The organism is Streptomyces sp. ADMS, from assembly GCF_033441795.1.
In the GTDB taxonomy this organism is placed as follows: Bacteria; Actinomycetota; Actinomycetes; order Streptomycetales; family Streptomycetaceae; genus Streptomyces.
Genome location: NZ_JAVFVX010000528.1, coordinates 1 through 306 on the forward strand (window position 1 = coordinate 1; position 306 = coordinate 306).

The 306-nt window shown below is 68.0% G+C and carries 1 protein-coding gene; it reads left to right on the forward strand.

Annotation, left to right across the window (positions count from 1 at the left end; all coding sequences use genetic code 11):
- The coding region (locus tag RB628_RS41870; protein ID WP_318325824.1) for a helicase-related protein at positions 1-306 on the forward strand (306 nt) is incomplete at both ends.

The window sequence follows — 306 nt, forward strand, 5'->3', positions numbered from 1 at the left end:
TCCAGGCCATCTACGGCGAACTCGCCGCCGACCAGCAGCGCAACCAGCAGATCGCAGCCGACATCGCCGACGCCTACCGGCGCGGCCGGTGCAGCCTGACCCTCACCAATCGCATCGAGCACGTCAACCAACTCGCATCTGCGCTCAAAGAGCACGGCATCGAAGCACTGCTCCTGCACGGCGGCCTGCCCACGACCGACCGGGACCGCGTCCGTGCCGAACTGTCCGGCGCCCGTACCGGTCCCTTGGTACTGCTGGCGATCGACAAGGTCGCCGGGGAAGGGCTGGACGCACCCGTGTTGGACA